General features: G+C 72.1%; 15 protein-coding genes and 1 pseudogene. 7 read left to right on the forward strand and 9 right to left on the reverse strand.

The genetic code is table 11. The features are described 5' to 3' along the window. Positions 1–13: 13 nt before the first annotated feature. A pseudogene (locus tag OHB41_RS42125) lies at positions 14–2397 on the reverse strand (SpoIIE family protein phosphatase). Between the two features lie 251 nt (positions 2398–2648). Between OHB41_RS42125 and OHB41_RS42130 the strand changes: the two are divergent. Continuing rightward, positions 2649–5747: a glycoside hydrolase family 2 TIM barrel-domain containing protein gene (locus OHB41_RS42130; protein ID WP_266705243.1), complete on the forward strand. Its 3099-nt coding sequence runs from the start codon at positions 2649–2651 to the stop codon at positions 5745–5747. Here the strand turns inward: OHB41_RS42130 and qcrB are convergent. Beyond that, positions 5658–7202, reverse strand: a complete 1545-nt coding sequence (gene qcrB / locus OHB41_RS42135) for a cytochrome bc1 complex cytochrome b subunit (RefSeq protein ID WP_266705245.1) — start codon at positions 7200–7202, stop codon at positions 5658–5660. The two genes, OHB41_RS42130 and qcrB, sit on opposite strands and share 90 nt — an antisense overlap. Then, the gene (gene sigJ / locus OHB41_RS42140) at positions 7199–8134 is read right to left on the reverse strand and encodes an RNA polymerase sigma factor SigJ (RefSeq protein ID WP_266705247.1); all 936 of its coding nucleotides are present in this window, start codon (positions 8132–8134) and stop codon (positions 7199–7201) included. Before sigJ ends, qcrB begins: the two co-directional genes overlap by 4 nt. Before the next feature lie 182 nt (positions 8135–8316). On the opposite strand from sigJ, the gene OHB41_RS42145 reads away from it, so the two are divergent. The 3 genes from OHB41_RS42145 (at position 8317) to OHB41_RS42155 (ending at position 13132) form a co-directional block, all read left to right on the forward strand. Then, positions 8317–9930 (forward strand): DHA2 family efflux MFS transporter permease subunit, encoded by a 1614-nt coding sequence (locus OHB41_RS42145; protein ID WP_266705249.1) that lies wholly within the window; start codon positions 8317–8319, stop codon positions 9928–9930. Beyond that, positions 9927–10544, forward strand: coding sequence for a hemerythrin domain-containing protein (locus tag OHB41_RS42150; protein WP_266705251.1), 618 nt, complete (start codon positions 9927–9929; stop codon positions 10542–10544). Before OHB41_RS42145 ends, OHB41_RS42150 begins: the two co-directional genes overlap by 4 nt. A 563-nt stretch (positions 10545–11107) precedes the next feature. Beyond that, positions 11108–13132, forward strand: a complete 2025-nt coding sequence (locus OHB41_RS42155; protein ID WP_266705253.1) for an RICIN domain-containing protein — start codon at positions 11108–11110, stop codon at positions 13130–13132. A 638-nt stretch (positions 13133–13770) separates the two neighbouring features. Here OHB41_RS42155 and OHB41_RS42160 read toward each other — a convergent pair. Both OHB41_RS42160 and OHB41_RS42165 read right to left on the reverse strand, forming a co-directional pair. After that, on the reverse strand, positions 13771–14739 hold the full coding sequence (locus OHB41_RS42160; protein ID WP_266705255.1) for a 2-hydroxyacid dehydrogenase: 969 nt from the start codon (positions 14737–14739) through the stop codon (positions 13771–13773). Next, positions 14736–15905, reverse strand: coding sequence for a lactate 2-monooxygenase (locus OHB41_RS42165; protein ID WP_266706542.1), 1170 nt, complete (start codon positions 15903–15905; stop codon positions 14736–14738). The genes OHB41_RS42160 and OHB41_RS42165 overlap by 4 nt, the downstream gene beginning before the upstream one ends. Positions 15906–16033: 128 nt before the next feature. On the opposite strand from OHB41_RS42165, the gene OHB41_RS42170 reads away from it, so the two are divergent. Beyond that, positions 16034–17197: a PucR family transcriptional regulator gene (locus OHB41_RS42170; RefSeq protein ID WP_266705257.1), complete on the forward strand. Its 1164-nt coding sequence runs from the start codon at positions 16034–16036 to the stop codon at positions 17195–17197. Between the two features lie 15 nt (positions 17198–17212). Here the strand turns inward: OHB41_RS42170 and OHB41_RS42175 are convergent, their stop codons facing one another. The 3 genes from OHB41_RS42175 to abmR form a co-directional block, all read right to left on the reverse strand. Beyond that, the gene (locus OHB41_RS42175; protein WP_266705259.1) at positions 17213–17935 is read right to left on the reverse strand and encodes a cyclase family protein; all 723 of its coding nucleotides are present in this window, start codon (positions 17933–17935) and stop codon (positions 17213–17215) included. After that, positions 17936–19531: a purine-cytosine permease family protein gene (locus tag OHB41_RS42180; RefSeq protein WP_266705262.1), complete on the reverse strand. Its 1596-nt coding sequence runs from the start codon at positions 19529–19531 to the stop codon at positions 17936–17938. It abuts the gene before it with no gap. Between the two features lie 282 nt (positions 19532–19813). Beyond that, the gene (abmR, locus tag OHB41_RS42185) at positions 19814–20386 is read right to left on the reverse strand and encodes an ATP-binding transcription factor AbmR (RefSeq protein WP_266705264.1); all 573 of its coding nucleotides are present in this window, start codon (positions 20384–20386) and stop codon (positions 19814–19816) included. 350 nt (positions 20387–20736) lie between these two features. Between abmR and OHB41_RS42190 the strand changes: the two genes are divergently transcribed. Both OHB41_RS42190 and OHB41_RS42195 read left to right on the forward strand, forming a co-directional pair. Next, positions 20737–21183: a protease inhibitor gene (locus OHB41_RS42190; protein WP_266705266.1), complete on the forward strand. Its 447-nt coding sequence runs from the start codon at positions 20737–20739 to the stop codon at positions 21181–21183. Between the two features lie 458 nt (positions 21184–21641). Beyond that, complete coding sequence (locus tag OHB41_RS42195; protein WP_266705268.1) at positions 21642–23216, forward strand: bifunctional phosphatase PAP2/diacylglycerol kinase family protein; 1575 nt, start codon at positions 21642–21644, stop codon at positions 23214–23216. A gap of 11 nt (positions 23217–23227) precedes the next feature. On the opposite strand, the gene OHB41_RS42200 is transcribed toward OHB41_RS42195, so the two are convergent. Then, complete coding sequence (locus tag OHB41_RS42200) at positions 23228–24727, reverse strand: MFS transporter (protein ID WP_266705270.1); 1500 nt, start codon at positions 24725–24727, stop codon at positions 23228–23230. Positions 24728–24798 lie beyond the last annotated feature (71 nt).

Below are 24798 nucleotides of genomic sequence, written 5' to 3' on the forward strand. Positions count from 1 at the left end.
ACCCAGGGGCCGGTCAGACCTCTGGGAGCAGGCTCAGCTCGGCCCAGATCGTCTTTCCGTCGGCTGTGTGCCTGCTGCCCCAGCGCTGGGTGAGCTGGGCGACCAGCAGCAGCCCGCGCCCGCCCTCGTCGAAGGTCCTGGCCCGGCGCAGATGCGGCGCGGTGTGGCTGCTGTCGGAGACCTCGAAGATCAACGTGTCCGCGTCGTGGATGAGCCGCAGCCCGATGGGCGCGTCGCCGTACCGGACCGCGTTCGTGACCAGCTCGCTCACCACGAGTTCGGCCGTGAACGCGGCCCGGCTCAGTTCCCAGCTGTCGAGCTGTTCCACGACCTGGCCGCGGATCGGCGCCACCAGGGCCGGGTCGGCGGAAACGTTCCAGGTCGCCACCCGCGAGGACGGCAGCCCGTGGGTCCGGGCGAGCAACAGGGCCACGTCGTCCGGGGCCCCGCCGGCGGGCAGCAGGGCCTGGAGGATCGCGTGGCAGGCCCCGTCCAGGGAGTCCGCGGACCGCTCCAGCGCGCGCACAGCAGGTCGAGGTTGATGGCGGGGTCGCGGTCGCGGTCGTCCAGCAGTCCGTCGGTGTAGAGGGCGAGCACCGTGCCCTCGGGGAGGGCGAGTTCGACGGACTCGAAGGGCAGACCGCCCAGCCCGAGCGGCGGGCCCGCGGGGACGTAGACCTGCCGGGCCGGGCCGCCCGGCGGAAGCATGACGGGCGGTGGATGGCCGGCGCGCGCGAGCGTGCAGCGCCGTGTGACCGGGTCGTACACCGCGTACAGGCAGGTGGCGCCGACTTCGGCCGTGGTGTCCTCCGAGCCGGCCTCCGCGGACAGCCGTACGACGAGGTCGTCCAGGTGGGTGAGCAGTTCGTCCGGGGCGAGGTCGAGGTCGGCGAGTGTCCGGACGGCCGTGCGCAGCCGGCACATGGTCGCTGAGGCCTGGACGCCGTGGCCGACGACGTCGCCGACGACCACCGCCACCCGCATCCCGGACAGCGGGATCACGTCGAACCAGTCGCCGCCCACCCCGGCCCGTGCGGCGGGAAGACAGCGGGAGGCGGCCTCCAGGGCGGCCGTGCGCGGCAGTTTCCGTGGCAGCAGGCTGCGTTGCAGGGAGAGCGCGGTCTCGCGCTCGCGGGAGTAGCGGCGTGCGTTGTCGATGCAGACGGCGGCCCGGGCCGTCACCTCCTCGGCGAGCAGCACGTCGTCGGCGGTGAAGGGATCGGGGCGCCGGCAGCGGGCGAGGACGGCGACGCCGAGGGTCTGGCCCGCTGCCGTGATCGGTACGCACATGACGGCGTGGACCCCGTACTCCGCGGCGCGTTCGCCCCGCGGCGCGTCGCAGGAGAGCCACTCCGTCAGGGTGCCGGTGTCGTCGGGCACCACGATCGTCCGGCCGGCCCTCAGCGAGTCGGCCTGCGCTGAGGCGGCGGGGTAGACGTCCACCTGTCCCGGCTTGAGCACGGCCTCGGGGGTACCGGGGTGGACCGACCGGTGGGCGACGCGACGCAGTGCTACGGGTGTGGGCGGCGGCCCGACGGGGGGTTCGCCCCCGTGCTCCGGCGCGTCCAGCAGATCGACGCTGACGAAGTCGGCCAGGACGGGCACGCAGACGTCGGCGAGTTCCTGGGCCGTTCGGGTGACGTCGAGCGAGGTGCCGATGCGTACGCCGGCCTCGTTGACGAGTTGCAGGCGCTCCCGGGCGAGATGGTGCTCGCTGAAGTCGTGCGCGGCCAGACACACCCCCACGACCTTGCCTCCGGAGTCGGTCAGCGGGGCGATCCGGGCCGGCCAGGCGTGCGCGTTGTACTCGCCGCCCGCCCGCAGGTACGTCTCGACGTCGCGTCCGATTCCGGAGACGAGCACGTCGCGTAGATGGGTCTCCAGCTTCTCGCTCTCCTCCTTGCCGCCGATCTCGGAGATCCGCGGGCCCTGGATGAGGGCTTCGGGCAGACCGATGACGTCGGGCATGGCGTCGTTCACGGCGAACAGGCGCAGCCGCTCGTCGTAGACGGCCACGGGACACGGGGACTGCAGCGGCGCCGCCGTGGTCAGTGGATCTCCCGGCTCGCGGGGGTCCCTGGGTTCCAGCGGTGTGACCACCAGCCAGCTGACGGGGCCGCCGTCCGGCGACTGCCTGCGGTGGGCCGGCAGCCATACGGGGAGGGAGTGTCCGTCGCGGTGGCGCAGGGCGACGGTGCCGTTCCAGCGGCTTCCGCCCGGTTCGCCCGGCAGGTCGGCGCGGTCGGCGAGCAGCCTGGAGACGGGACGGCCCTCGACCTCTTCCGGAGCGTGGCCCAGCAGACGGCGGGCCCCCTCGCTCCACCGGAGCAGGGTGCCGTCGGCGTCGATGACCGCCCGCGCCGTGGAGGCCTCGTCGAGGGGGTGGACCGGGGCCATCGTCGCCACTCCCTCACGGACACTCGCGGTGAACACGCGTCACTCGGGCCTCAGCCTCGTGCGCGGGCGCGTCACGCACCCCGCACACGGGCCGCCGAGGAGCGCATCGGTGCGACATGTTCCGGACGGGGTGACACCCGGGACGGAAGTGGGTGCCCGCCCCTTGACGGGTCCATGTGTCACCCCGTCAGAATCTGTTTGTTCAGGATCAGTTGTGATGAGTTATGAGCCCTTGATGAGGGAGAGCCGCTTTGACGGTCACTCGGAGATCGGTATTGATCGCAGGAACCGCCGCCCCCACGGCCGGAGCGCTCGTGGGCGCCACCGACGCCCGGGCGGCCTCGTCCGGACACGCGACGGGCCGCAGCACCGTCGAACTCCACGACGGCTGGCGCTTCGCCCTGGTCGATCCGGGCGGGGTCACCGACCCGACCGGGGCGTACGAGGGCGCGGCACAGCCGGGCTACGACGACTCGGCCTGGCGCGAGGTGGCCGTCCCGCACGACTGGAGCATCGAGCAGACCCCCACCACGGAGCACGGCACCACCAGCGGCACCGGCTTCTTCCCGGGCGGCCTCGGTTGGTACCGCATCGCCTTCACCCTGCCGCCCGAACTTACCGGCAAGCGGATATCGGTGGAGTTCGACGGCGTCTACATGGACGCGTACGTCTACTGCAACGGCACCGAAGCCGGCCGCCACCCCTACGGATACACGGGGTTCGCCCTCGACCTCACCGAGCTGCTGCACACGGACGGCAGCACCGCCAACGTCATCGCGGTCAAGGTCCAGAACCAACTCCCCAGCAGCCGCTGGTACTCGGGCAGCGGCATCTACCGCGAGGCCCGTCTCGTGGTCACCGAACCGGTGCACGTCGAGCGCTGGGGCACCCACGTCACGACACCGGACATCACCGCGCGGCGGGCGGTCGTCAGGGCGCGGACGAGCGTGGTCAACCGGACCGGTGCCGCGACCGAGGTCCAGGTGATCTCACGGATCGTCGACCCCGACGGCCGCACCGCGGGCCGCGCATCCACCACCGCGACGGTCGGCGACCGGGCCGACGAGACACATGAACTCGTCGTCGAACGGCCGAGGTTGTGGGACTTCGCGACCCCCGGCCACCGCTACACCCTGGAGACCGAACTGCGCGTCGGCGGCAACACCGTCGACACCTGCCGCACGTCCTTCGGTATCCGCTCCTTCCGCTTCGACCCGGACGAGGGCTTCCACCTCAACGGCACCCACGCCAAGATCAAGGGCGTCGACCTCCACCACGACCAGGGCGCCCTCGGCGCCGCGATCAGCATCGACGCCGTCCGCCGGCAGATGACCATCATGAAGTCGATGGGCGTCAACGCCTTCCGCACCTCCCACAACCCGCCCTCCCCGCAGATGATCCAGGTCTGTGAGGAGCTGGGCATCGTGATGATGGTGGAAGCCTTCGACTGCTGGCGGACCGGCAAGACGAGGTACGACTACGGCCGCTTCTTCGACGAGTGGTGCGAGAAGGACGCCACCGAGATGGTCCTCGCCGCCCGCAACTCGCCCGCCGTGGTCCTGTGGTCCATCGGCAACGAGATCCCCGACTCCACCTCCACCGCCGGACTGGCCATGGCCGACCGGATCATCGGCGCCGTCAGGGCCGCGGACGACACCCGCCCCCTGGTCATCGGCTCCGACAAGTACCGCCGCGTGCCCGCCAAGGGCTCCGCGGCCGACCTCATGCTCGCCAAGCTCGACGGGCTCGGCCTCAACTACAACACCGCACAGTCGGTCGACGCGCTGCACGCCGCCTACCCCCACCTCTTCCTCTTCGAGTCGGAGTCCTCCTCCGAGACCTCCACCCGCGGCACCTACCAGGAGCCGGAGCACCTCAACACCGGCGAGAACCACACACCGGGGCGCCGCGCGACCTCCTCGTACGACAACAACCTCGCCTCCTGGACCATGAGCGGCGAGTACGGCCACAAGAAGGACCGGGACCGGAAGTGGTTCGCGGGCCAGTTCCTCTGGTCGGGGATCGACTACATCGGCGAACCCACGCCGTACGACGTCTTCCCGGTCAAGGCGTCCTTCTTCGGCGCGGTCGACACCGCGGGCTTCCCCAAGGACATGTACCACCTGTTCCGGAGCCAGTGGGTGAGCGAACCCATGGTCCATCTGGTGCCCATGACCTGGAACCACGACAGGGGCGACACGGTCGAGGTGTGGGCATACTCGAACGTCGACACCGTGGAGCTCTTCCTCAACGGAAAGTCCCTCGGTACACGGAAGTTCGACACGAAGAGAACCGTCGACGGCCGTACGTACCTGGAGACCACCGAGGCGACCGGCGACGACAAGACGTTCACCTCGGGCCCCTACCCGGGCAGCTACACCAGTCCCAACGGCAGCGCGGGCAGACTCCACCTCACCTGGAACGTGCCCTACGCACCCGGTGAGTTGAAGGCGGTGGCCCGCCGCGACGGCCGAACCGTCGCCACCGACGTGCTGCGCACCGCCGGCCCCCCGCACGAGGTCCGCCTCACCGCCGACCGCAAGTCCCTTCCCGCGGACGGCCGTTCACTGGTGTTCGTGACGGCGGAAGTGGTCGACGCCCGGGGAGTGGTCGTGCCCGACGCCCAGCACCTGATCGCGTTCGAGGCCCACGGCGGATCGCTCGCCGGTCTCGACAACGGCCGGGAGGAGAGCGCCGAGCGCTATCAGGCGAGCACCCGGACCGCCTTCCACGGCAAGGCCCTCGCGATCGTCCGCAGCGGCACGCGCCCCGGAGCACTGCGGGTGACGGCCCGCTCCGAGGGGCTGCGGAGCGGCGCCGTCTCCGTGCCCGCCACCGCGGCGCGCACGAAGGCGACCACCCCGGCCGCCCGCTTCGAACCCGACCCGGGACCCGGTGCCCCCGCCTACCCGTTCGCGGACGCCGGCTACTCGGGACGCCCGGACTCCCTGCCGGCCGCCATGCTCGACGGTGACGCGGCCACCGGCTGGTCCAACGCCTTCTACAAGTCGGCCACGGCCCTGCTGCCCGCCTTCAGCGGGGCCCGCCCCGAGGACTGGGTCTCGGTCACCTGGGCGCGCCCTCGCGCCGTCGACCGCGTCGAGGTCTCCTTCACCGTCGATGCGACGCACACCCTGCCCGCCTCGGCCGAGGTCTCCGTGTGGGACGGCGAGCGGTACGTCCCGGTGAGGGGAGCGTCGGTCGACTGGGCCACCGCGTCCGACGCGCCGACCGTGATCACCTTCGACCGGACCCGCGGGTCACGGCTGCGGATCCTCCTGACCAGCGGGCACCCTGGAGCCGCCGACGGCGGGCTGCGCATCAGCAGGCTGGAGGTCCCGGTGGTCTGAGCGCCCGCGATGCTCGTGCTCGGTCAGCGTGTGGAGTTCGGCCGGGCCCAGCGGGCGGTGCGCCTCGACGTACTCGCCGTGCGGCAGGCGTGTGATCACGCCGGTCGCACGGCCGTGCGCCACCAGTTCACGGTCCCGCTGCTGCAACCCCAGACACAGGCGGCGCGTCACCACGAGGACGAGGACCGGGACGACGAACAGGGAGACCCGCACGGCCCAGGTCACGCTGTTGATGGACAGATGCAGTCGGGTCGCCACGATGTCGTTGCCGCCGCCCGCGAGCAGGATCAGATACACGCTGATCCACGCCGCCCCGATCGCCGTACGCACCGGCCGGTTGCGTGGACGGTCCAGGAGATGATGCTCGCGCCGGTCCCCCGTGAACCGGGCCTCGAGGAACGGGTAGACGCCGATGGCGACCAGGAGCAGCGGAAAGACCACGACGGGGATGAGCACGCCGAGCACCAGCGTGTGCCCCGCGACATGGACCTCCCAGCCCGGCATGACACGCACCAGGCCCTCGGCGAAGCCCAGGTACCAGTCCGGCTGGGCGCCCGTCGACACCTGGTCGGCGCGGTAGGGGCCGTACGCCCAGACCGGGTTGACGGTCGCGACCGCCGCGACCAGCGTGATCACCCCGGACACCAGGAAGAAGAAGCCGCCGGCCTTCGCCAGGTACACCGGCAGGAACGGCGTCCCCACGACGTTGCGTTCGGTCTTTCCCGGCCCCGCGAACTGGGTGTGCTTGTGGTACACGACGAGGATCAGATGCGCGACGACGAGCGCCGCCATGATCCCCGGGATCAGCAGGACGTGCAGCGAGTAGAAGCGGGACACGATGTCATGGCCGGGGAACTCCCCGCCGAACAGGAAGAACGACAGATAGGTGCCGACGACCGGCACCGACAGCAGCGCCCCGTCCACGAACCGCAGTCCCGTCCCGGACAGCAGGTCGTCAGGCAGCGAGTAGCCGAACAGGCCCTCGAACATGCCGAGGAGCAGCAGCGTCCAGCCGAACACCCAGTTCAGCTCACGGGGTTTGCGGAACGAACCCGTGAAGAAGTGCCGCATCATGTGCGTCAGCATCGCCGCCAGGAAGATCAGCGCGGCCCAGTGGTGGATCTGCCGGATCAGCAGCCCGCCGCGCACGTCGAAACTGATGGCGAGCGTGGACGCGTACGCCTCCGACATGCGGATGCCGTTCAACGGGACGTAACCGCCGTGGTACGTCACCTCGTTCATGGACGGATGGAAGAACAGCGTCAGGTACACGCCGGTGAGGACGAGCACCACGAAGCTGTACAGGCAGATCTCGCCGAGCAGGAAGGACCAGTGGTCCGGGAAGACCTTGCGCAGATACCGCCTGCCGAGGGTGTGGAGGCCCAGACGGCCGTCGAACCAGTCGGCGAGGCGCTCGCCGGAGGACGTCCTCCCTGTGCTCCCGGTGTCCGTCATGCGCGTTCCTCCTCGGTCGCGTCGGTCTCGTCGGCCCGCCGTACGCGCGCCAGCTTCTCGGGGTTGGTGACGATGTAGACGTCGGACACCCGCTCGCCGTCCGGGGTGAGATCCATGACCATGACCGCGTACGGCGACTCGCCCGCGAAGATCACCGCGGAGTCGTCGCCGTTGACCCGGCGGTAGCGGATGTCGAGGCCGGCGCCGCGCCGAGCCGCGTAACCGGCGAACAGCCGGGCCGCCTTGTCCCGGCCGCGCACCGGGCGCAGCCCCGCCGGCGCGTTGCCACCGCCGTCCGTCCACACGGTCACGTCCGGCGCGAGGATCTCCATCAGCGCGGCGATGTCCCCGCCGAGCGCCGCTTCGACGAACCGCTCGGTCGCCTGGCGGCGGACACGGGGATGGGCCCGGTAGAGCGGCCGGCGGGCATGCACGTGTTCCCGCGCCCGGTGCGCGAGCTGACGCACCGCCGCCGGACTGCGGTCGATGACCTCCGCGATCTCGGTGTGCGCGTAGCCGAACACCTCGTTGAGGACGAAGACCGCCCGCTCCAGCGGGGTGAGCGACTCGAGGACCACCAGCATCGCCAGTGACACCGACTCGGTGCGCAGGGTGCGGTCGGTCGAGTCGTCGGGGGCCGCTTCGTCGAGCAGCGGCTCCGGCAGCCAGGGCCCCACATACGTCTCGCGGCGCCTGGTGATCGCGGCGCGGCGCGCGAGCGCGTGGTTCACGGCGATCCGTACGAGGTAGGCGCGCGGGTTGGTGATCGCGTCCAGCGGTGCGCGCCGGGCGCGGCCCGTCCACGACAGCCAGGCCTCCTGGAGGACGTCCTCGGTGTCGGCGACGCTGCCGAGGATGTTGTAGACGATCGCGAAGAGCAGTTCGCGATGGTCGACGAACACCTGCGTGGCGCTTTCGGTCCGCTCGGACATGCCATTCCTCCCTGGGTGCGCTCACCACTGCGAGCCCCGGAGGGGGTCCGAATGTGACATCCGGAGGCCAAAGAGTGACGTACGTCTCACGACGTCACGCGGTCCCGGCGCCGTGCCCTCTTGAACGCGAGTCCGATGCCCGCCACACACGGCACCCAACTCGGCACTAGGAGACAGACATCGTGTTCAAGAAATGGCACGGAAATCCCTGGGCGATCCTCTTCACGCTCTCCCTGGGCTTCTTCATGACCCTGCTCGACCTGACCATCGTCAACATCGCGATTCCCGACATGGGACAGGACCTCGACGCCTCACTGGACGAGATCCTCTGGGTCGTCAACGCCTACACGCTCGCGCTGGCCGTGCTGCTCATCACCGCGGGCCGCCTCGGCGACCTGCGCGGCAAACGCGCCCTCTTCCTGGCCGGCGTCGCCCTGTTCACACTCGCCAGCCTCGCCTGCGGCCTCGCACGGGACCCGGCCCAGCTGATCGCGTTCCGGGCGGTCCAGGGCCTGGGCGCGGCGCTGCTCATGCCACAGACCCTCTCGATCATCGCGGAGGTGTTCCCGGCCGACCGGCGTGGTGCCGCGATGGGTGTCTGGGGCGCGGTCGCGGGAATCTCCGGCGCGCTCGGCCCGATCGTCGGCGGCGCGCTGATCACGCACCTGGACTGGCGGTGGATCTTCTTCGTGAACCTGCCGCTGGGGGCGCTGGTACTGGTGCTCGCCGTGGCGATCATCCCGGCCTCGCGTCGCACGGTCCGCCACCGCTTCGACACCCCCGGCGTCCTGCTCGCCTCAAGTGCCCTGTTCTGCCTGGCCTTCGGGCTGACGGAGGGGCAGCGCTACGACTGGAACGGCTGGATCCTGGGCCTGTTCGGTGCCGCGGCGCTGCTCTTCGCCGGTTTCCTCGGCCACGAGCGCGGACGGCAGGGCGACGATCCGCTCGTCCCGTTCTCGCTCTTCAGGGACCGCAACTTCACCCTCATCAACTTCGTCGGCGTCACGGTGTCCTTCGGCGTGATCGGGATGTTCCTGCCGCTGACGATCTACCTGCAGTCCGTCCTGGGCTTCAGCGCCCTCAAGTCCGGGCTCGTCCTGCTGCCGCTGGCCCTCGGCTCGTTCGTGACGGCGGGACCGGCCGGAGTCCTCGCGGACAAGGTCGGCGGCAAGTTCATCCTGATGACCGGGCTGCTCGCCTGGGCCGCTGCCCTGGTGTGGATCGTGGCCGCGGTGGACGTGGGGTCGAGCTGGACGGCGGTCGCCTTCCCGCTCCTGCTCGCGGGCCTGGGAGCCGGGTTCACCTTCGCGCCGATGGCCACCGAGGTCATGCGCAACGTGCCGGCGAGGCTTTCCGGAGCCGCGTCCGGCCTCAACAACGCGCTGCGGCAGGTCGGTTCGGTGCTCGCGGGTGCCGTCGTCGGCGCGGTGCTCCAGGCCCGGCTGGCATCCTCGCTCCCCGAGCAGGCCCAGCAGCGCGCCGGCCTGCTGCCCGCGGCCTACCGCGACGGTTTCGTCGGCGCCTTCTCCAAAGGGGAGGCCGACATCAACGCCGGGCAGTCGGCGCGGGTGCCGGACGGCGTCCCGCGCGACGTCGCCGACCGCATGCGCGAACTGGGCGGCCAGGTCTTCGGCCATGGCTTCGTGCACGCGATGGGGCCCGCCGTCCTGGTCGCCGCCGCCGTGCTGCTGACCGGCGCGCTCGCCTGCCTCGCCGTACGCCGTCACCGCGGCCCGTCGGCCAACCCGCACGCCCTGCCCGTGTACGAACCCCAACTGGAGGAAGCGGCCTCATGACCACCGACACCATCGACCTCACCGTCATGTACGCGGCCCACGACGCCTTCCGGCGCGACCTGGAGCGCCTGGCCAAGGCGGCGGTGGACGGCACCGCGGCCTCTCCTGGAGTCCGCGCGGGCTGGGACAACTTCAAGCACCAGCTGCACATCCACCACACCGCGGAGGACAGCGACCTGTGGCCGCGTGTGGAGCGCGGGGCCACGGGCCGGCCCGGGGACGTCGCCCTGCTGGCCGCGATGGAGGCGGAGCACGCCGGTCTCGGCGCGCTGCTGACGGCCGTCGACACCGCGCTGCGTGACGGGTCGGCCGAACTTGCCTCGTGCGTACACGCGTTGGCCGCGGCTCTCGACGACCACCTCGCGCACGGGGAGGACAGCGCCCTTCCGCTCGTCCAGGAGGTACTGACGCCGGCGGACTGGGGCGCCTTCACCGGGCGGATCCGCGAGGCACAGGGGCTGCGCGGGGCCGCGGTCTTCGTGCCGTGGCTCGTCGACGGAGCCCCGGCCGCCGACCGGGCCCGGTTCCTCGGTGCGCTGCCGCCGCCCGTGCGGGTCCTCAACCGGCTTTTCTGGGAAGCGGGTTACCGCAGGCGCGGTGTGTGGCGGGCCTGAACCCGAGGCGCGCCCGGACGGGGCCTCGGCTCCGTCCGGCCGCGTGGGCCGTGGCCCGGGGCCGCCGGCCGAGGGCGGGAGGAACGGGGCCGGCGGCCGGTTTCGCGCGGGAGAGCCGCCGTCCTGCGCTGGGCCTCCGAGAAGGGCCGGGTTCCAGTGGACCACCGGGTTCCGTGCGCCGGGAGCGTGCGACGGGCTCCGGCGCGAGCGCGCGGTTCACACGGGGCGCAAAGAAATTTCGAAAGCCGGTGCGAATAGGCCGAGTTGCCAGAGAATTTGACCATCTTTCAAAGATGCGGATGTTGCTCAGGCGCCTTGTTGGTCATGAGTGTGTTGTGCGAGGGTGAACTTACTGCGCGTGGTCAATGGCCGGGTGTGAAATCCGTGTTCGTCATTCCGGACCGCCTCCGAGTGCGAAAGGCTCCGGACGAAGGTCTTCGCCGACCTTCCCGCCCGGCTGTTCTCCCGGCGCATCGCCAGAAAGGTACGCACCGGGCAGGGCTGCTTTTCGGCGGCCGGAAATTGCCTGTGCGTCACCTTGCACCGTGGAAGGAACCCGCTTCGTGCCCACCCCCCACCCCCCTCGTCCCGCCTATCCTCCCGGCGGCGCCTCCGGTGAATGCGACGAGAGTCTCGCCGCCCGGCTCAGAGGCCGACCGGAGGGCGGGGCCACGCAGTCCGTCGCCCTGCTGATGGCCCGGCACTGGCAGTCGACGTACGACTACTCGGTCATCTGCCTCGCCTCTTCGTCGCACGTCGCCTCAATGGTCGCCGCGACCTCCTTCCACTACGCGCTCGACTGCCTGATGCGCGGCGAGTCCGGAGCGGCCCTGCGGCCCCGGCTCCTGGTGACGGTGCGGGACACCGTCAAGGAATGGTCCGCGGAGGACCGGATATCCGGTGTTCTGCCGGACTTGGGGAAACCCGCCGGTGGCCGTGGTATGCGGGTGGCGGGACCCATGGCGGCCGAAAACCGGAAGCTCGCCGAGCGTTCCTTCCAGGCGCTCCCGGGTTCCGCCCAGTGCCTGCTCTGGCACACCGAGGTCGAGGCCGAGCCCATATCCGTACCGGCCGGTCTGTCGGGCATGGACATCCCCACCGCGACGGCCGCTCTGGAGCAGGCCCGCGAGCAATTCCGGCAGGGTTGTGTACGCGCCCATCGGGAACTCGCGCCGAGTGAGGAATGCGGTTTCTACAATCGGCTGCTGGATGTCCTGACGCGTCGCGGCGGTGCGCTGTCGTCGGACGTCCGGCACCATCTCGCGGGGTGCGCCCACTGCCGACACACCGCGGAGCAACTTGGTTACTTTGAGGGCGAGTTGGGTGTCCTGCTCGCCGAAGCGGTGCTCGGCTGGGGCGCGCGGCGCTATCTCGACACCCGCTCGGGGGGCGCGCGGCAAGGAGTGCGCCCCCCGAGCGGGCCGGCGGTCGGGGGGCGCCTTTCGGATGATCCCGCCGTTCCAGGCGGCCCCCGAGGGGGCAGCGGTACCCGTGGTGGTGGCGGTGGTGCGGGAGGTCATGGAGGTCCGGGCGACGACGGAGGTCACGCGGGTGGCGGGGGGCCCGCGAGCGGCGGACGCCATCGACTGCTGGCCAGGATCCCCGCGCCGGGCCGCCGGATCCCGACCGGACAGGCACGTTCCAAGGCCCTGCTCACGGGGGCGGGCACGGTCTCGGCCCTGCTGCTCGTGACCGTCCTCGCCGTGAGCGTGTCGTCCTCCGGCGGCGGCGGTGCCGACCCGGCCGCCTCCACGGGCGTCGGCAGCAGTCACACCGTGCCGGCCGCCCCGGGTTCCTCGCCCCCGACCTCGGCCGGACTGCCCGCCGGTACCGAGCGGACACGGCTGCGCAACCTCGCCGCCGACCTGTGCCTCGACATCAGGGGCGGCAGGACGACCTCCGGCGCGGAGACCGAGCTCGCCGTCTGCTCCTCCGCCCGGACCCAGCAGTGGTCGTACGAGGACGACGGGCTGCTGCGCAGTGTCGCCGACCCCGGAATGTGCCTGGACTCCGGGGCGGTCGACGGTGTCGTCGCGCTGAACCGCTGCGTCGGTTCCGGGGACGCGCACGGCGACGACGTCCGCTACGACCTCACCGTACGGGGCGAGTTGCTGCCTCGTGCGCGGAGCGGGCTCGCGGTCGCGCCCGGTTCCTCCGGCCCGGACGCCGTCGTCGTCGTCAAGGACCGGAGCGGTTCCGACGCGCAGCGCTGGCGCACCGATTCCTCGTCTGCCGCACCCCGGTCGTTGTCGATCGCGGGCACGGCGGGCGCGGCGGTCGCGTCAACGAGTCCCGTCACCGAGCGGGCGTCCGCCGACGGCACGACGAGAGGACAGCGAGACGGAGGGCCGGGCGACCCGCCCGGCGAGCGGCCGACGGGCGGTCCCGACACCCCGGACACGACCGCGACGGGCGGCCCCGACACCCCGGACACGACCGCGCCGGGCTGCCCCGACACCCCGGACACGACCGCGCCGGGCGGCCCCGAGGAACCCCGCGCGGTGAGCGTCGACGACCGCACACACCCGGAGCCCGTGCTGCCGCTGCCCGTAGGACTTCCTCCCGTGGCGGCCGAGACGGCCCTCTGACGGAACGGCCCCCGGCCCCCCCGGCGCGCACGAGCAGTCGGGGGCCGGGCCCCGACGGGATCGGCCTGCGGGTGTCGATCGCCTTGCCCGACGGGATCGGCCTGCCGGGCTCGATCGGTTCGTCGGATGGGATCGGTCTGGCCGGGGGAGGTGTTCGCGATACGGGACCGTGTGGGCCGATGGTGGCGGGCCGGCCTGCGGGGACGGTGTACCCGATGGGGCCGGGCGACCCGGCTGGGGCGGTGCGCCTGCGGGCCCGGGTTCTCGACAGGATCGTCCCGCGGGTGTCGATCGCCTTGTGCGACGGGATCGGCTCGGCCGGCCGGACTCGATCGGATCGTCCGACGGGGTCGGTCTGGCCGAGGGGATGGGCTCGCGCGACGGGACCGAGTCGGCCGACCGTACCGGGCCGACCTGCGGTGCGCCCGATGGGGCCGGGGCACCCCGCTGGGGCGGTGCGCCCGACGTGACCGGGCGCCGCCAGGGACACCGGGCGGCTTCGCGGGACAGTGCGCCCGGATGGGGCCGGGCCCCCTGCGGACCGGGGGCCTCGCGGGATTGGGCGGCCCCGCGACACCGGGCCGTGTCGCGGGGCCGGGTCCGGGACGGGGACCGGGCGTGGGGGCGGGCCGAGCCCGCTACGACACCACATCCCGTGGCGGCTTGCCCGCCACGAAGTCGGCGGCGTTCTGGACCGCGGCCAGCGCGATCCGTACGAGGGTCTCGCGCGTGACGCCCGCGACGTGCGGCGAGAGCACGACGTTCGGGGCCTTGAGCAACCGCAGTGCCGCCGTGGGCGGTTCGGGGTCGAAGACGTCGAGACCCGCGCCGGCCAGCGCACCCGCTTCGAGCGCGTCCGCGAGGGCGTCCTGGTCGATCAGGGCGCCCCGCGAGGTGTTGACGACGAACGCGGTGGGCTTCAGGAGCGCGAGCCGTTCGGCGTTCAGCAGATGCCGGGTCGTCTCGGTGAGCGGCACGTGCAGCGTGATGTAGTCCGACGTCCGCAGCAGTTCGTCGAGTTCGACGTGGCGGGCGCCGCCGAGCCGGGCCTCCGCCTCCGCGCCGACGGACTGCGGACCGGCGTACACGAGGGACATGTCGAACGCGACCGCGCGGCGGGCGACCTCCTCGCCGATGTGACCGAGCCCGATGATGCCGAGGGTCTTGCCGGACAGCTCGGTGATGGACCGCTGCAGCCGCGGCAGCGCCCAGTCGGCGTCGACGAGGGCGGTGTGCGCCGGGATCAGCTGCTTGGCGAGGGCGAGCATGAGGGCGAAGGTCTGCTCGGCCACGTTCTGCTTCTCGGCGCCGCTGGAGCCGATGTTGCACACCGGCACCCCCTTGGCGCGGGCGGCCTCCAGGTCCACGTAGTCGAAGCCGTGGCTGGCGCACTGCACCAGTTCGAGGTCCGGTGCGGCGGCCAGGTGCTCGGCGGTCACCGGGGCGAGGCCGGTGATGATGACGTGGGCCTCGCGCAGCGCGCCGGGGTCCTCGTCGGTCGTCTCGACGACGGTGACGCGGGCCTCACCGGGGAAGACGCCGGCGAGAGCGGCTCCGGCGGTGCGACCGCCCACGTGTGCCGAGACCACGGCGAGTACGTTCTTCACGGTGTTTCCTCGATCAGGTCGTCGGGGCCGAGGCCGGCGGGGCGGGAGTGTCCGGACAGGGCGAGGGTGAGGTCGAACTCCGCGAGCAGACAGCGGATCACGTGTTCGACGCCCGCCTGTCCGTCGAGGCCGAGCCCGTAGGCGTACGGCCGTCCGACGAGCACCGCCCGTGCGCCCAGGGCGAGTGCCTTGAAGATGTCGTCGCCGGTGCGGATGCCGCTGTCGAACAGGACGGTCAGCCGGTCGCCGACCGCCTCGACCACGCGGGGCAGCGCGTCGGCGGCCGCCACCGAACCCGCCACCTGCCGTCCGCCGTGGTTGGAGACCACCACGCCGTCCATCCCCGCGTCGGCCGCGCGCCGGGCGTCGTCCGGGTGCAGGATGCCCTTGAGGACGATCGGCCCGTCCCAGTTCTCCCGGAGGAAGGCCAGGTCCGGCCAGGTCTTTCCGGGGTCGGCGAACATCCCCACGAAGTGCATCACGGCCGCGTTCGGGTCCTCGTGCACCGGCTTGGCCAGACCCGCCTGGAACGCCGGGTCGGAGAAGTGGTTCGCGGTGCCGATGCCGTGCAGGAACGGCAGATACGCCTGGTCGAGGTCGCGCGGACGCCAGGCCAGCAGGGGAGTGTCCAGCGTGACGAGCAGGGCCGTGTATCCGGCGGACTTCGCCCGGGCCAGGAAGCTCCGGGTGACCTCGCGGTCCTTCGCCCAGTACAGCTGGAACCAGCGCTCCGCGTCACCCATCGTCTCGGCGACCTGTTCCATGGGCGTACTGGACGCCGAGGACAGGATGTACGGGACACCCTGCGCTGCGGCGGCCCGTGCGGCGGCGGGCTCCGCGTCCGGATGCATGATCGAGAGCACGCCCACGGGCGCGAGCGCCAGCGGCGCGGGCAGGGCGCGCCCCAGCACCTCGACGGACAGGTCGCGTTCGTGCACGTCCCGCAGCATGCGCGGCACGATCCGGCGGCGGTCGAGCGCCTCCCGGTTCGCCCGCGCGGTGCTGCCGTTGCCCGCGCTGCCCGCCACATAGCCGACCGGACCGGGGCCGAGCCGCTGCTCGGTGAGCTCCTCCAGCCGGGTCAGATCGGTGGGCAGCCGCGGCACGGCGCCCGTCATTCCGTTCAGATAGATCTCGTACTGGAAGTCGGCCCAGTGCTTCGCCATCCGTACGTCCCGCCTCTCGTCCCTGAGATCGCGCTGTACGCCGTCGATCCTGGCCACTGTGACAAGGTCCGTCCACTGTGGTGCGCACATCGCGTGGCTGGGATCATCACCTCGTGACAAACAGGCCCGTGGACGTCAGAGAACGTGTCCGGCAGGAGATGGTCGCCGACCCGCGTGTCGTGGAGGCGGTCGTCGCCGCCGTGCACGAACAGGTCCCGGTCTACGCCGCGCTCGACGACAGCCGACTGCCCGAGGTACGTGCCATCGCGGCCTGGGGGCTGGAGCGCCTGCTCCATCTGTGGGCCACCGACGCCACGCTGGAGCCGTCGGACCTGCGGCGCTTCCGGGGCATCGCGGCGGCCCGCGCGGCCGACGGGCGCCCCGTCCAGGCGGTGCTGCGCGCCTACCGGGTCGCGGCGACGGTCCTCACGGACGAGATCGCCGCCCGCGCGCCACGGCTGACCGCGACGGACGCCCTGGCGCTCACCAGGATGCTGCTGACCGCGCTCGACACCCTCTCCGAGGAGATGGCCACCGCGTACGCCGCGACCAGCGAGGACCTCGCCGCGAACCGTGACCGGGCGCTGCGGCTGCTCCTGGACGACCTGATCGCGGGGCGGCACGCCTCGGTCGGCGCGCTGACCGACCGCTCGGCCCGGCTGGGCATCCAACTCCCCGACCCCGCCTGCCTGCTGGTGGCCGAGTCGGCCGGCCCGGACCGCCCCGACATGACGCACGACGTGGTGACGGGCCTGCTGGACACGCTCGACACCACCGGCACTCCCGACGTCGTCTCGCCGACGACCGTACGGGGCCCCCGCGCCGTCCTGCTGCTGCCCGCCGCCGTCGCGGGGGCCGGCGCGGCACTGCGCGCGCTGGACCTGCGCGGCTGCGCGATCACGACGGAGAGCCTGGACCGGATCGCCGTAGCCCACCGGCTGGCCGCCGACGCCCTCGACACGGCACCCGCCCACGCGTACCGGGGAGGCCGCCTCCTCACCGACGCCGACGCCCATGTCCTCGCGCTGCTCGCCGGGCACCCGGCCGCGCCGCCGGACCACATCGCCCGTCTGGTGCTGGGGCCGCTCACCGATCCGGGGCAGGGACACCTGCTGGCGGCGCTCACCGCGTACCTCGACACGGGTACGGCGAACGCCGCCGCACGTGAACTCCATCTCCACGCCCAGTCCCTGCGCTACCGCCTACGCCGCATCCGCGAACTGACGGACCGTGACCCGCGCGACGCCTGGCAACGGCTGACCCTGGACATCGCCCGCACGATCAGGGCCTGAGCGGGGGCCCTCCGCTCAGACCTGTCCGCCCGGCACGGGAGAGGGGCCGCCCCGCGGCGGGGTGTCCCGCGCCGGCTCGCCGACGCGGGCCGTGGCCCTGATCGGTGCGCCGTCCGCTCCCGCCAGGCGCAGGGGAAACAGGAAGACCTCGACCGACCGGCCCGCGGCCTGGGCCTCGGCGAGCCGGCCGAGGCCGGTCAGGTTCTCGGCGATCACCCCTCCCGCCCCGCACAGCACACGGTGGGCCGGCAACTCCGCTCCACCCGTGGGGTCCACGCTCAGCGCGTCGACGGCCACCGTGCGCACGCCCGCGGTGACGAGGGCCTGCGCGGCCGTCGGCGTGAGCCAGGGGTGCGCCGCGTAGTGGTCGGTGCCCCAGTGCGCCGACCATCCGGTGGCCAGCAGGAGGATGCCGGCCGGTCGCCTTCCGAGGAGACCGAGCGCCGGCGCGAGATGGTCCGGGGTGATCGGCTCCCGTGCCGGCAGACCCCGGACGTCGGCCACCACGGCCGCTCCCGCGAACCGCTCCAGCGGCAGATCGTCCAGCGTGGGCCACGCCTCGTCCACGTGGTACGGCGCGTCGACGTGCGTCCCCGACTGCGAACCCATGTGCAGCCGCAGGACGTTGACGCCGTGCTCGGCGACCGTCAGCGCCCTGGTCACCTCGACCCGGGGGTCACCGGGATAGACGGGCATTCCGGTGACCACGGGGACGGACAGATCGATCCAGGGACCCATTCAGCTGCTCTCGGCGGCGAGGGCCGGCGTCGAGCCGTCCGTCCGTGAGCCGTCCGTCTCCGCGCCGGGCCCGGTGATTGCCGGGACCGGGACGTCGACCGTACGGGCCAGCCGCGCGCCCTGCGGCCCGTATACGGCCCGGGGCTCGGGGAAGACCCGCAGCAGCGTCAGGAACAGCACCGCGGCGACGGCCAGCGACAGCGGCAGACTGATGTCGATGCCGTTGGCCAGATCGCCCAGCGGTCCCACGAACTGACCGGGGATGTCGGTGAACAGCACACCGACCACCGCGGCCACCCACCACGCCGTCATGCCCCGCCAGTTCCAGCCGTGCGAGAACCAGTAGCGGCCGCCGCGCTGGCGGCGGTTGAAGACCTGCAGCGCGTCCGGGTCGTACCAGCCGCGCCGGGTGTAGAAGCCCAGCATCATCACGACCATCCACGGAGTGGTGCACGTGATGATCATCGTGGCGAAGGTGGAGATGGACTGGACGAGGTTCAGACCGAAACGGCCGATGAAGATGAAGGCGATCGACAGCACACCCACCACCAGCGTCGCCTGGACCCGCGACAGCCGCGGGAACACCGACGAGAAGTCGAGCCCGGTCCCGTACAGCGAGGTCGTGCCCGTCGACATGCCGCCGATCAGCGCGAGCAGACACACCGGCAGGAAGAACCAGCTCGGGGAGATGGCCAGCAGCCCGCCCACGAAGTCGGGGGCGCCCGGGTCGACGTACTTCGGAGCCTTCGTCGCGATGATGCTCGCGGTGGCCAGACCGAAGACGAACGGCAGCAGGGTCGCGATCTGCGACAGGAACGCGGCGCCGACGACCCTGCGGCGCGGCGCGTCGGCCGGGATGTAGCGCGACCAGTCGCCGAGGAACGCACCGAAGGACACCGGGTTCGACAGCACGATCAGCGCGGATCCGATGAACGACGGCCAGAACAGCGACTGGGTGGCGGAGTCGGCGGAAGCCGTGAAGACGCCCGCGTACGAGGGGTCGAAGTCACCGGCGAAGGCGATCGCGCCGAGCAGGAACAGCACGGTCGCCGAGGTCACCGCGATCTTGTTGACGAAGAGCATGAACCGGAAGCCGTAGACGCACACGGCGAGCACCAGACCGGCGAACAGCGCGTACGCGACGACGTACGACAGATTGCTGCGCTCCAGGCCGAAGAGCCGGTGCGCGCCGCCGACCAGGGCGTCGCCGGAGCTCCACACCGAGATGGAGAAGAAGGCGATGGCGGTGAGCAGGGAGAGGAAGGAGCCGACCACCCGGCCGTGCACTCCGAGGTGCGCGGACGAGGAGACGGCGTTGTTCGTGCCGTTGACCGGGCCGAACACCGCCATCGGGCAGAGGATCAGCGCGCCCGCCACCACGCCGAGGAGCGTGGCCGCGAGCCCTTGCCAGAAGGAGAGACCGAAGAGGATGGGGAAGGCCCCGAGAACACAGGTGGAGAAGGTGTTGGCGCCGCCGAAGGCGACCCGGAACAGGTCGAGCGGGGACGCGCTGCGGTCCGCGTCGGGGATCCGCTCGACCCCGTAGGTCTCGACCTCGGTGAGGGAGGGAGAGGTGGTCGGGGAGTTGTCGGACAAGAGTGCTCCAGCGAAGTGCCTGTACCCGGACGGGCGGTGGAACGCGTGGTGGCGCCTGGGGAGGGATGGCCGGTTGTCGCCGCTGGGGTGTGCGGCGTGAGCGGAAGCCGTCCTCGTGGGGTCTGCCGACGTTAAGGCGTCGCGGAGCACGGGCACCAGAGGACGGATCATCCACCTTCCGAGCCACCACAGGACGGTTCCTCCACGGAGTGGGCGGTCCGTCGCTACGGCGTCATCTCTCGTTCACTCCTTCTGCTCCCTCTCGTTCTCTTCCCGCTCTCCCTACTTCTCTTCCCGTTCTCCCTCGGTGTCGGCGGCGGCAGCGTCCTGCGGCCCGGCGTCCGGCCCCTGGGCGCGGACCCGCTCCACGTGTGCGAGCGAGTCACGCAGTTCCGTCAGCCAGTCGTCGGTGTGGCGCTGCACGAGGCGGACGCACCAGGCGAGCGCGTCGCTGCGGCTGCGGGCCACGCCGCCGGCGATGAGGGTGTCGAGGACCTGGCGCTCGGGCTGGCGCAGCCGGGTCATGACAGGTGCCGCGACGTGGGTGAACAGCGCGCGTTCGCCCCCGCACTCGACACCCCAGGACACCTTCCGGCGGAAGCGGTGCTCCGCCTCGCGCGCGACCGCGACCCGGTCGTCGCGGGTGCGCTCCCTGAACTCCTGGACGCGTGCCCGGACGGCGGCCTCCCGCTCCGCGTCCGAGGCGCCCTCGGCGAGCCTGGGCTCCGGGATGCGGCCGACGACGGTGATCTCCTCGCGGTCGACGGTCACCTCGGCCGGGCTCTCGAAGAGAACGTCGGGAAGGCGGCCGGCGAACCAGCCCCGTATCTGCTCGCGATGCTCTGTCGTAATCATGTAATGACGATTACTCCATTGCAGGGGATGCGCAAGGGTCGCGGGGCGATGTCCGCCGTGGGCGGAAAGGGGGTCCCGTGGGGCCGGGGGCGCGCTGAGCGGAATGTTTCAGGCCTATTGCGGAGCCGGGGAAATCCAGCCAGGAAGATGCCCCGGGCGATCAACGGCCGTGCCGTTGTAGGGCTCGAACGTTCGAGTTTCGTTACTTCGCGCCAGTGATTCAATACTCAAAGTTACCGAAACGCGTGGGGTCGATGTGTGTTTCCGGTGTGGACTCGGCAGACTCGCGCTCGCCGCACCGACACACACCGAGCCGGTGCCGCATTCAACCGAGCGGAAGGATGCACACAATGCCGAACACCGCGCGCTGGGCAGCGACTCTCACCCTCGCGGCCACCGCCGTCTGCGGGCCCCTCGGAGGGTCCGCCCTCGCCGCCCCCGCCCCCGCCCCCGCGCTCGCCCCGTCCGGGCTGTACGCCCCCTCGGCCCTGGTGCTCACCACGGGCCACGGAGAGAGCGCCGACACCGCGACCCCGGAACGCGCGGTCACGCTGAACTGCGCGCCGACCGCCTCCGGCACCCACCCCGCGGCCGTCCAGGCCTGCGCCGAACTCCGGGGAGCCGGCGGCGACTTCGATGCCCTCTCGGTCAGAGACGGCGTCTTGTGTACGAAGCAGTTCGATCCCGTGGTCGTCACGGTCGCCGGTGTCTGGCAGGGCAAGCGCGTCGCGTACGAACGGACCTTCGCCAACGAGTGCGTGAAGAACTCCTACGGGACGACCGTCTTCACGTTCTGAGAGACCGGGATCGCGCGCTTTTCGTGAGCATCGATCGAGGCGCGTAGCTGGGGAGTGCGAGCCCCGTCGCGGAGTGCAGCGCGATCTCGCACCGAGGGTCGGCCGGGCGGAGTGGGGCCTCCGGTCGGCCCTCGGCATGTTCCGGGCCCGCCCACGAGGACGCAAGTCGGCTCGTCCTCGGAGGGTTTGGCCCCGCAGGGGAAGCACGCCGAAGGCTGGAACCCCGGGCGCGGCACCCGCAGGCCCGAGCGGCGGGGGAAGCGGACCGACGCGGACCCCCCGGAACACCGGAACACCGGAACGCCGGAACGCCGGAGCACCGGAACGCCGGAGCACCGGCACTTCGGGCTCGGTCAGAGCCGCGGCGACCCGCGCGGGAGGCTCCGCGCGGAGCAGTCGCGTCACCGGTCCGAGTCTCCGGGGATGCCGGGTCCGTCCCGGTACCGTAGCCATGGATCATGAGTGTTCTGACTGACGCGGACCGACGGCTGTTCCGACGCGTGGCGGCGGCGCGGCTGCCCGGCGCGGATCCGGCGCTGCGACGGCTGAGCCACTGCGCCGATCACGGCCGCCTGTGGCTGGGCGCGGCGGCAGGCCTCGCCCTCGCCGGGAGCGGCACCGGCCGCCGCGCGGCGCTGCGGGGTCTGGGCTCGCTGGCGCTGGCCTCGCTGACCGTCAACACCGCGGCCAAGTGGAGCACCCGGCGCCCCCGCCCGCTGCTGGAGACGGTCCCGCCCGTCCGCCACCTCGCCCGGCAGCCGCACACCACCTCGTTCCCCTCCGGGCACTCCGCCTCGGCCGCGGCCTTCGCGACCGGAGTCGCCCTGGAGTCGGCCGGACCCGGCGCACTGGTCGCGCCCTTCGCCGCGGCGGTCGCCTTCTCGCGGGTGTACGTGGGGGTGCACTATCCCGGTGACGTGCTGGCCGGCGTCGCGATCGGAGTCGGGGCGGCCGTCCTCACCGCCCGCTGGTGGCCGCCGCGCCCGGTGCTCCCGGAGCGGGAACGGCCCTCGGTGTCCGCCCCGGCGCTGCCCGCCGGCGCGGGGCTCGTCGTCCTCGTCAACGCCGAGGCGGGGACGGCGGAGCCGGGGGCGTCGTCTCCGGGCGAGCGGTTGCGCGCGCTGCTGCCCGCGGCCGACCTGATCGAACGCGGCCCGGACGACGACTTCGCCGCGCTGCTCGACCGGGCGGCCGCGAGGGCCGTGGAGGCGGGGGGTGCGCTCGGGGTGTGCGGAGGCGACGGCAGCGTCAACGCCGCCGCGCGGGCGGCGGCCGAACGCGGGCTCGCGCTCGCCGTGTTCCCCTGCGGCACCTTGAACCACTTCGCCCAGGACGTGGGCGTATCCGGTGTGGAGGACACCGCCACCGCGGTCGGCAGCGGCGAGGCGGTGCGGGTGGATCTGGGCGTGGCGAGGCCGCCGGGTGCCGGGCACGAGGTGCGGTTCCTCAACACCTTCAGCATCGGCCTGTATCCCGAACTCGTCGCGATCCGCGAGCGCTTGGAGGATCGCTGGGGCAAGCGGGCCGCCTCGGCGGTCGCCCTGCTGCGGGTCCTGCGCGATGCCGCCCCCGTAGAACTGCGCGTCAACGGCCGGGACCGACGGCTGTGGCTGCTCTTCGCGGGCAACGGGCGCTACGAGCCGGAGGGTTTCGCCCCGGTCTTCCGGCCTCGCCTGGACGACGGACTCCTCGATCTGCGGCTGATCGACGGCGCCCACCGCCTCGCCCGTACCCGGGTCGTGGTCTCCGCCCTCCTCGGCGCGCTCGGCCGCTCCCGTGTGTACCGCGCCGAGGCGGTGCCCTGGGTCGAGCTGGAGGGTCTGGGCGGCACGGAGACCCTCGCGTACGACGGTGAAGTCGCGCCCGCGCCGGCCGGGTTGAGGCTGGAGAAGGAGCGGCGCGCGCTCGTCGTGTACCGGCCCGCCGCGGCACGGAACGCGAACGTCGGGCCGGCCGCTCGGGCCGGCGGCCGGCGCAACGGGAGGAGGGGCCGCCGTCTCCCTGCAGACGGCGGCCCCTCGGTTCCGGGGTGATCACACGGGTCCTACATGTGGACGGCGCGCACGGCGTCCGGGTCCTGCTCCTGGGCGCCACGGCGGTACAGGAGGAAGGCGATGACCGCGCCCGCGGCGAAGAAGCCCGCCGACCACCAGAAGGCGGTGGTGTAGCTCTCGATCGTCGACTGCGCCCGGACCAGCTTGTTCGTCGCGTCCTTGCCGGCCAGGTAGCTGGTGGCGGCGCTCGCGGCGAGCGTGTTCAGCAGCGCGGTGCCGATCGAACCGCCCACCTGCTGCATCGTGTTGACCGTGGCGGAGGCGACGCCCGCGTCCTCGGCGGCGATCCCGCTGGTGGCCAGCGACATGGCGGGCGGCATCACGATGCCGAGGCCGGCGCCGATCAGGAGCAGCTGCGGCAGCACGGCGGTGGAGAAGTCCGAGGCGACCCCGATACCGGTCAGCCAGGCCATGCCGGCGACGGCGATCGCGAAGCCCGCCGGGATGACGATCTTCGGGCCGATGCGCGGTACCAGGACGGTGGTGGACACCTGAGCCATGATCATCAGGGCCGCCATCATCGGCAGGAAGGCGACACCGGTCCTGGTCGGACTGAAGCCCAGGTTCAGCTGCAGGTAGTAGGTGAGGAAGAGGAAGACACCGAACATGCCGGCACCGGTGATCAGCACGGTGACGAACGACGCGGCGCGGTCGCGGTCGAGCAGGACGCGCATCGGCAGCAGCGGGTGCTCGGCGCGGGTCTGCCACCGGGCGAAGGCGCTGAGCAGGATGCCGCCGGCGGTGAGGAAGCCCCAGGTCAGCGGCGAACTCCAGTCGTGCGTCTCGGCGTTGGAGAAGCCGTAGACCACGGCGAAGAGGCCGGAGGAGACCAGCAGGGTGCCCGGCAGGTCGAGCCGGGAGTTCGCGGCGTCCCGGTGGTTGCTCAGCAGCACCCAGCCGCCGGCGAAGGCGACGACCGCGAAGACGAGGTTGACGAACAGCGTCCAGCGCCAGTCGAGCGCGTCGGTCAGCACACCGCCGAGCAGCAGACCGACCGCGCCACCGGCACCGGCGATCGCGCCGTAGACACTGAACGCCTTGGCGCGTTCCTTCGCGTCGGTGAACGTCGTGTGCAGCAGCGAGAGCGCGGCGGGGGCGAGCAGCGCGCCGAAGACACCCTGCAGGGCACGTGCGGTGACCAGCATGCCGAAGCTCGCGGAGGCGCCGCCGAGCACGGAGGCGCCGGCGAATCCGGCGACACCGATGAGGAAGGCGGGCTTGCGCCCGAAGAGGTCGGCGATGCGTCCGCCGAGCAGCAGCAGGGAGGCGAAGGCCAGCGAGTACGCCGTGACGATCCACTGCCGGTTGCCGTCGGAGAAGCCGAGGTCCGCCTGCGCGGACGGCAGGGCGATGTTCACGATGGTGGCGTCGAGGACCACCATCAGCTGCGCGATGCCGATGATCGCGAGGATCCACCACCGCCTCGACGACGGCGCGGACGAGGAGTCCACGGAGCCCTTGCGGGCACCTTCGGTCAGGGTCTGGGACATGGGAGAACCACTCCAGGGAAGTCGCTCAGGGTAACGGAGACGTAAACGAAACTGTTTCGTACACATCGACA

It is taken from the genome of Streptomyces sp. NBC_01571 (assembly GCF_026339875.1).
Lineage (GTDB): Bacteria > Actinomycetota > Actinomycetes > Streptomycetales > Streptomycetaceae > Streptomyces.

What these genes read in the sequence shown, in the direction of transcription:
- qcrB (WP_266705245.1), bottom strand. Translation starts at nt 7,202, where the DNA reads ATGACGGACACCGGGAGCACAGGGAGGACGTCCTCCGGCGAGCGCCTC.
- sigJ (WP_266705247.1), bottom strand. Translation starts at nt 8,134, where the DNA reads ATGTCCGAGCGGACCGAAAGCGCCACGCAGGTGTTCGTCGACCATCGC.
- OHB41_RS42150 (WP_266705251.1), top strand. Translation starts at nt 9,927, where the DNA reads ATGACCACCGACACCATCGACCTCACCGTCATGTACGCGGCCCACGAC.
- OHB41_RS42165 (WP_266706542.1), bottom strand. Translation starts at nt 15,905, where the DNA reads ATGGCGAAGCACTGGGCCGACTTCCAGTACGAGATCTATCTGAACGGA.
- OHB41_RS42175 (WP_266705259.1), bottom strand. Translation starts at nt 17,935, where the DNA reads ATGGGTCCCTGGATCGATCTGTCCGTCCCCGTGGTCACCGGAATGCCC.
- abmR (WP_266705264.1), bottom strand. Translation starts at nt 20,386, where the DNA reads ATGATTACGACAGAGCATCGCGAGCAGATACGGGGCTGGTTCGCCGGC.
- OHB41_RS42190 (WP_266705266.1), top strand. Translation starts at nt 20,737, where the DNA reads ATGCCGAACACCGCGCGCTGGGCAGCGACTCTCACCCTCGCGGCCACC.
- OHB41_RS42195 (WP_266705268.1), top strand. Translation starts at nt 21,642, where the DNA reads ATGAGTGTTCTGACTGACGCGGACCGACGGCTGTTCCGACGCGTGGCG.
- OHB41_RS42200 (WP_266705270.1), bottom strand. Translation starts at nt 24,727, where the DNA reads ATGTCCCAGACCCTGACCGAAGGTGCCCGCAAGGGCTCCGTGGACTCC.